The organism is Nonomuraea mesophila (assembly GCF_004352805.1).
Lineage (GTDB): Bacteria > Actinomycetota > Actinomycetes > Streptosporangiales > Streptosporangiaceae > Nonomuraea > Nonomuraea longispora.
The window spans coordinates 24,932-31,932 of sequence record NZ_SMLD01000108.1 but is presented as its reverse complement, the minus strand read 5'-3'; the positions used below and the strand labels follow the sequence as shown (position 1 = coordinate 31,932).

9 protein-coding genes are annotated in these 7,001 nt (G+C 70.3%); all 9 read left to right on the top strand.

Features of this window, described 5'->3' with window-relative positions; translation table 11 throughout:
• The first annotated feature begins 241 nt into the window (after nucleotides 1-241).
• The 9 genes from E1295_RS31915 (at nucleotide 242) to E1295_RS31880 (ending at nucleotide 6,998) form a co-directional block, all read left to right on the top strand.
• Nucleotides 242-469, top strand: coding sequence for a hypothetical protein (locus E1295_RS31915; protein WP_132636132.1), 228 nt, complete (start codon nucleotides 242-244; stop codon nucleotides 467-469).
• A gap of 3 nt (nucleotides 470-472) precedes the next feature.
• The gene (locus E1295_RS31910; protein WP_220448993.1) at nucleotides 473-904 is read left to right on the top strand and encodes a terminase small subunit; all 432 of its coding nucleotides are present in this window, start codon (nucleotides 473-475) and stop codon (nucleotides 902-904) included.
• Between the two features lie 106 nt (nucleotides 905-1,010).
• Nucleotides 1,011-2,420 (top strand): hypothetical protein, encoded by a 1,410-nt coding sequence (locus tag E1295_RS31905; RefSeq protein ID WP_132636129.1) that lies wholly within the window; start codon nucleotides 1,011-1,013, stop codon nucleotides 2,418-2,420.
• An 8-nt stretch (nucleotides 2,421-2,428) separates the two neighbouring features.
• Complete coding sequence (locus E1295_RS49105) at nucleotides 2,429-2,596, top strand: hypothetical protein (RefSeq protein ID WP_166427500.1); 168 nt, start codon at nucleotides 2,429-2,431, stop codon at nucleotides 2,594-2,596.
• Nucleotides 2,593-3,936, top strand: a complete 1,344-nt coding sequence (locus E1295_RS31900; protein WP_132636126.1) for a phage portal protein — start codon at nucleotides 2,593-2,595, stop codon at nucleotides 3,934-3,936. The genes E1295_RS49105 and E1295_RS31900 overlap by 4 nt, the downstream gene beginning before the upstream one ends.
• The gene (locus tag E1295_RS31895; RefSeq protein ID WP_132636123.1) at nucleotides 3,933-4,694 is read left to right on the top strand and encodes an HK97 family phage prohead protease; all 762 of its coding nucleotides are present in this window, start codon (nucleotides 3,933-3,935) and stop codon (nucleotides 4,692-4,694) included. Before E1295_RS31900 ends, E1295_RS31895 begins: the two co-directional genes overlap by 4 nt.
• Nucleotides 4,691-6,139, top strand: a complete 1,449-nt coding sequence (locus E1295_RS31890) for a phage major capsid protein (protein WP_132636120.1) — start codon at nucleotides 4,691-4,693, stop codon at nucleotides 6,137-6,139. The genes E1295_RS31895 and E1295_RS31890 overlap by 4 nt, the downstream gene beginning before the upstream one ends.
• Nucleotides 6,140-6,208: 69 nt before the next feature.
• Nucleotides 6,209-6,409 (top strand): hypothetical protein, encoded by a 201-nt coding sequence (locus E1295_RS31885; RefSeq protein ID WP_132636117.1) that lies wholly within the window; start codon nucleotides 6,209-6,211, stop codon nucleotides 6,407-6,409.
• Nucleotides 6,396-6,998: a head-tail connector protein gene (locus tag E1295_RS31880; protein WP_132636114.1), complete on the top strand. Its 603-nt coding sequence runs from the start codon at nucleotides 6,396-6,398 to the stop codon at nucleotides 6,996-6,998. The genes E1295_RS31885 and E1295_RS31880 overlap by 14 nt, the downstream gene beginning before the upstream one ends.
• Nucleotides 6,999-7,001 lie beyond the last annotated feature (3 nt).

Sequence of the window (7,001 nt, the reverse complement as noted above, 5' to 3'; positions counted from 1 at the left end):
CCCCCTAGCCACGCGCCCATGCCAGCACAACCCCACACACGTGACGCATACGTGAGCACAACGCAACACAAAGCGACTCAATGAGCCGTACAGCACCAACACCACGTTCCCGCAGGCCAGACCACCCCCAGGGCCACACCCAGGGGGCACCCCAGCCACGTAACCGCAGGTCGACGGCGACCCGCGCGCCAAGCTCCTTTTTTCTCCCCCCGCCTGCCCCCGTACCGGTACGGAGATGACCATGAAGCTCGACGGACGCCACCCGAGCACCGTCGCGATCGCGCGGTGGTTCGAGTACGAGCACCTGCCGTTGCACCTGCAAGACATCAGTGAGGACTGTCACGATCTTGCGGTCGCGATGATCGAAGCTTTGCCCGATGACCCCGAGCTCGTCGCGGGTCTGCGAAAGCTGCTCGAGGCGAAAGACGCATTCGTGCGGGCGGCGGTCGCCGCACACAGGCAGGAGTGAACCGTGCCCCCACGACGTCGGAAGCTCGCCGCCGTATCCGACCCGCCCGCCCGCGACCGCGCGCCAGACCTGCGTGACGCCGTGCGCGCCGCACTCGACGGCATGACGTGGCTCGACCCGTCCGATCAGGCCATGCGAGCGCTCGCGCTACGGCAGGCCGAGGAGATCGAGAAAGCGGTCGACCGCGCGGCCGAGCTCGACGAGCTGCGGCGCGAACTCGCCGGCGACATGGCCGCGCTCAAGCGGCTACAGAAGCTCGAGGCCATGTGCGAGATCACGAAAACCGTGGGGTGGCTCGGGCCGCAGTTGCAGGGCGTGTTGCGCGACCTCGGCGGCACGCCGGCCGCGCGTAAGGCGATGCAGGGTGACAAGCCGATCGGGGGGCGTCTTGCACAGCTACGCGCGAACGCCGCTGCTCGGGAGGACGACGCCTAGGATCTGGGCCCGGCCGCTCGTGACGGGGCGGCCGGGGCCGTGCGGGTGCGGGTGCGCGCTCACCCCGGCGACGTCGCTCGGGTTCTCCGCGGTCGACTTCGCCACGGTGCCCGGCATCCGGCCGTTGCCGTGGCAGCGGTGGCTACTCATTCACGCGCTCGAGCTGCGGCCGGACGGCCGTTTCCGGTTCCGTACCGTGATCGTGCTCGTGGCGCGGCAGAACGGCAAGACGACAATTGTCGAGGTCAAGAACCTTTGGAAGATGTTCGTTCTCGGCGTGCCGCTCGTGATCGGCACCGCGCAGAACCTCGACATCTCCGAGGAATCGTGGGACAAGGCCGTTGAGATCGTCGAGGCGACGCCCGAGCTCGCCGCCGAGGTCGAGCACGTCGACCGCACGAACGGGAAAAAGGCGCTGCGGCTCGCGAACGGGTCACGCTGGAAAATCGCCGCGGCGTCGCGTAAGGGCGGCCGTGGCCTGTCCGGCGATGACGTGAACCTCGACGAGCTGCGCGAGCACCAGACATGGGACTCGTGGGGCGCCGTCACGAAAACCACCATGGCGCGCGAGAACGCGCAGATCTGGGCGTACAGCAACGCCGGCGACGACAAGAGCATCGTTCTTAACACGCTGCTCGAGCAGGCGCGAGCCGCGGCCGAGGGGGGCGGCGACCCCACGCTCGGCCTGTTCGAGTGGTCGGCGCCCGAAGACGTGAAATGCACGTGCGGCCGACCCGGTAACACGCACCGCGCGGACTGCCGGTTGCAGGATCGCGACGCGTGGGCGCAAGCCAACCCGTCGCTTGGGTACACGATCACCGAGGAAGCGATCGCGTCGGCACTGTCGACCGACCCGGAACCGATCTTCCGTACCGAGGTGCTGTGTCAGCACGTGCCCGACATGACGCCCGAGTGGTCCGTGATCACGCAAGACGCGTGGAACGCGGTCGTCGACCCGGCGTCGCAGATCGTCGGCACGGTGGCGTTCGCTGCGGACGTCACCCCGGACAGGTCGGCCGGGTCGATCGCGGTCGCCGGCCGCCGCGCCGATGGCCTCGGCCACGTCGAGGTGACCGACGCGCGGCCGGGCACCGCGTGGATCGTGCCGCGGCTCGTCGAGCTCGTGAAGCGTTGGAAGCCGTGCGCCGTGGTGGTCGACGCCGCCGGCCCGGCCGGGTCGCTGATCGCGCCCCTCGAGGCGGCCGGGCTCGAGGTGGTCAAACCGTCCGCGCGTGAGGCCGGCCAAGCCTGCGGCGCGCTCTACGACGCGGTGATGCCGCCGAAACAGCCGCCGCCCGAGTGGCGGCCGTCCGTTCGGCACCTCGACCAAATCGAGCTGAACGCGGCCATAGCGGGCGCGCAGAAGCGACCCCTAGGCGACGCATGGGCGTGGGCCCGGTTGGGGCTCGACGTCGATATCAGCCCGCTTGTGGCCGGCACGCTCGCGCTGTGGGGTCACGCCAAGTTCGCCCACCTACAGAAAGAGGCGCGAGTCCCCATGGTGGCGCTCAGATGATCGGCCGCATGTCCAAGTTGGCCCGGGCCCGGCTCGGCTACGCCGCCGGGTGCGTACTGGCGTCGGTCGGCGCCGGCGTGCAGTTCGGCGTCGGTATCGGCCTGCTCGTCGTCGGCGTGGCCACCGCCGCATCGTTCCTGTTCCTGGCAGACGTCGACGACGGGGGGTCGCCATGAGCCTGTTCCGGCGCGCCCTCGGCCGCCGCACGCTGCCGCTCAACCCCGGCGAGCCGTGGTCGCTCGGCCCGAACACCTACTACGGGCAGTCGCGACCGGTGAACGGCAAAGAACTTCCGACGCCGGCCGAGTTCCAAGCGCTCACGCAGCAGGTTTACAAGCGCAACGGCGCGATAGCCGCGCTCATGTTCGTGCGCATGCACGTGTTCAGCGAGGCGCGGTTCGCGTTCCGCGACATCACCGATGGGCAGCCCGGCAAGCTGCACGGCGGGCCCGGGCTCGCGCCACTCGAACGGCCGTGGCCGGGCGGCACCACGTCGAGCCTGCTCAAGCGGGCGATACAAGACGCTGATCTGGCCGGCAACGGGTTCGTGGCGCGGCGCGACGACGGCACGCTCAAGCGGCTACGGCCGGATTGGGTGACGATCGTCACCGGGTCGGACGACGAGCCCGACCTGTACGGCGACGCGATCGACGGCGAACTGCTCGGCTACATCTACAGCCCGCGCACACCCGGCTCGGCCGAGGGCACCGTGCTGCTACCGGATCAGGTGGCGCATTTCGCGCCCATCCCCGACCCGGAATTCAACTTCCGCGGCATGTCGTGGCTCACCCCGGTGATCGACGAGATAGCGGCCGACACCGCCGCCGTGCACCACAAGCGGCAGTTTTTCGGCTCGGGCGCAACGTCCAAGGTCGTCGTGTCCGTGGGCGCCGACCTCACGCCGAAACAGTTTCAAGAGTTCGTCGACCTCATGGAAGCGCAGAACGCCGGCGTGCTCAACGCCTACAAAACGATGTACCTCGGCGCCGGCGCCGACGCGAAACCCATGTCCATGAGCATGCGCGACCTCGATTACAAGGCGGTGCAGGCGATCGGCGAATCGCGGCTCGCCGCGGCGGCCGGCGTGCCGCCCGTGATCGTCGGATTCTCCGAAGGGCTCGCCGGGTCGTCACTCAACGCCGGAAACTACGCGTCGGCGCGGCGCCGGTTCGCCGACGCCACCATGCGGCCACTGTGGCGCGATATCGCCGGCGCGCTCGCCGCCATCATCGATGTGCCGGACGGCTCGGAACTGTGGTGGAACGACCGCGACGTGGCGTTCCTGCGTGAGGATCTCGCCGACATCGCCGAAATTCAGTCGAAAAAGTCGATCACTGTCCGGAACCTGACCGACGCCGGTTACGACGCTGCGTCGGTGGTGGCGGCGGTCGAGGCCGACGACTTCAGTTTGCTGCGGCATTCGGGTCTGTTCTCTGTGCAGTTGCAGCCGCCGGCGACGGCCGAGCAGGTCGACGAGCAGCCCGACGACGACCAGGCCGAGGAGGGCCAGGAATGACGTACTTCACCCGGGCCTTTCCGCTCGACGACATTTCGATCAGGTCGGACGGCGACGGCCGCACCGTGGTGGCCTACGCCGCGGTGTTCGACACCCCGACCGAAATCCGCGACCGCGATGGGCACTACCTCGAGGAGATCTCGCGCACGGCGTTCGACAAGAGCCTCGGCGAGCGCGGCAACCGGTTCGGTGTGCTCTACAACCACGGCGCCACCCTGCACGGCACGCCGAGCGAGCGCGCGTCGGTGCCGCTCGGCACGCCGCTCGAGGTGCGCGCGGACGGCCGCGGGCTGCTCACGGTGACCCGCTACAACCGGACGCCGCTCGCCGACGAGGTGCTCGAGGCGATCCGGAACGGCGACATCCGCGGGCAGTCGTTCTCCGGCCGCATGATCCAGTCCAAGCCCGGCCGCGGGCCGTGGCGCCCGCGGGGCGGGAAGCTCACCACGGTGACCCGTACCGAAATCGCGCTGCGCGAGTACGGGCCGACCCCGTTCCCCGCGTTCGAGGCGGCCGAGATCGTCGGCGTGCGGTCGCTCGCCGACCGGCTCGCCGAGCTCGGCGACGACGAGCGCGCCGAACTCGCCCGCATGCTTTCGCCCACCACCCCCGACGCGGGGGCCGGGGGCGACACCGACACCCCCGCCGAGGGGGCCGTCACGGAGGAGTCGGACCCCGCAGAGGGTACCCGCTCTGGTCCGGTCCTGACCCGCGCGCACGCGCGGGCACGACTGATGAAGAGAGGAATTCTCCTATGAACCGACTCGCAGAGATCGACGCGCGCCTCGAGGCGATCCGCGCCGAACTGCTCGAGCTCGCCGACACCGACCTCGACGAGACGCAGGCCGCCCGGTTCGACGAGCTCGAAACCGAATACGGCACGCTCGAGACCGAGCGCGAGCCGCTCGCCCGCCGCGCCGCCATGATCGGCCGTGTGCGCGACACCGCCCGCGCGGCCGGCCATAACGGCGGCCGAGGCGTCGAGTCCGGCGGCAACGACCGCGGGCCCGCGCTGGTCACCCGCACCGACCCGTACGAGCACCTCGACCAGGTGCGCGACCGGGCCGTGGCAGTGGCCGACCTGCGCGGCCGGGCCCTGGCCGCGGTCGAGCAGGCGCCCGCCGCCGAGATCGACGACACCGGCCGCGAGCGCGCCACCCGGCTGCTCGAGCGGGGCGACAAGCACGGCCGGATCGCGCGGCACATGCTGCTCACCGGCTCGCCCGCCTACCGCAGCGCGTTCGAGGCGCTGCTGTCCGGCATTCAGCCGTGGCAGCTCTCGGGCGAGGAAGCCGAGGCGCTGCGGTTCGCCGACGAGCACCGGCGCGCCGCCATGGCCGAGGGCACCCCGGGCGCGGGCGGCTATCTCGTGCCGTTCCACCTCGACCCGACGATCATCCTCACGAACGCCGGGTCGTCGAACCCGTTCCGGCAGATCAGCCGCGTGGAGACGATCGCGACGAACGAGTGGCACGGCGTGAGCTCGGCGGGTGTGACCGCGCGGTGGCGGGCCGAGGCCGACGAAGCCGAGGACAACTCGCCGACGTTCGCTCAGCCCGAGGTGCCGGTGCACGCCGCGGACGCCTACCTTCAGGCGTCGTTCGAGGTCACGCAGGACACGAACATCGCGTCGCAGGTCGGCATGCTCATCCAGGACGCGAAAGACAACCTCGAGGCCGCCGCGTTCGCGGTCGGCACCGGTACGGCGCAGCCGACCGGCGTCGTTACCGGCGTGGCCGCGGTGGCTGGGTCGCGGGTCGACGGCGGCGCCGCTTACGCGGTCGACGGCGTTTATGACCTCAAGGACGCCGTTCCGCAGAGGTGGCGTGGGCGCGGGTCGTGGGTCGCGAACGAGGCGATTCTGACCCTCACCCGGCAGTTCGCTTCCGGCACCGGGCCGCAGCACGCGTTCTGGGCCGACCTCGGCATGGACACGCCGTCGCTGCTGCTCGGCCGCCCCGTGTACGAGGCCAGCGCCATGGATGGCGTCATCGCGACCGGCACCAACGACATCCTGCTCTACGGCGATTTCTCGCAGTACCTCATCGTCGACCGGGTGGGCATGACCGTGGCGTACGAGCCGCTCGTCAAGGGCGCGAACCAGCGGCCGACCGGTGAGGTTGGCTGGTATGCGTTCTGGCGTGTCGGCGCGAACGTGCTGGTGCCGAACGCATTCCGGGTGCTGCGCGTCACCGCCGCCTAGTCCCATCGATCCCGCGCGGGCGGGCACTGGCAAGCCGCTGGTGCCCGCCCGCCCTGTTTGGAGGAACCCATGCGGCGCGCTGCGCAAACATTCCACCTGGCCACCCCGGACGGGTGGCGCACGATCGCGGCCGGCACCGAGGTGGCCGACGACGACCCGGCCGTCACGACCGCTCCGCAGTACTTCGCCGAGATCGACGAGCAGCCCGTCGAGGACAAGCCGCGCCGGCGCGGCCGGCCGAGAAAGACGCCGCCCGATGGCGATCGGTGACCCGTACCTGACACTGCCAGAGCTCAAGTCGTACTTGAAAATCGTCGACACCGCCGATGACGCCGAGCTCGACAGTGCGCTCGCCGCCGTGTCGCGCGGCATAGATGAGTACTGCGGCCGGCAGTTCAACACCGATGGGATCGTGTTGACGCGCTCGTACGAGGCGCGCCGGGCCGCTCTGGTCGACGTCGACGACTTTCACACCCTCGACGGGCTCGAGGTTGAGGTCGACACGTCGCGCACCGGCTCGTGGGCGGTGCGGGCCGCGAGCCGGTACGAGCCGCGCCCGCTTGACGGGGTCGTCGACGGGGTGCCCGGGTGGCCGTACTACCAGCTCAAGGCGGTCTACACGGATTGGCCGATCACCGGTCGGGCGAGCGTGCGCGTGACCGCGGTGTGGGGGTGGGCGGTCGTGCCCGACCCCGTGCGGCAGGCGTGCCGCATCTTGGCCAGTGAGGCTTTCAAGATGAAGGATGCGCCGTTCGGCGTGGCCGGATTCGCCGACTACGGGGCGGTACGGGTGCGTAAGAACCCGGTCGCCTGTCAGATGCTCAACCCGTACCGGCGGTATCCGGTCAAGGCGGGGTGATCG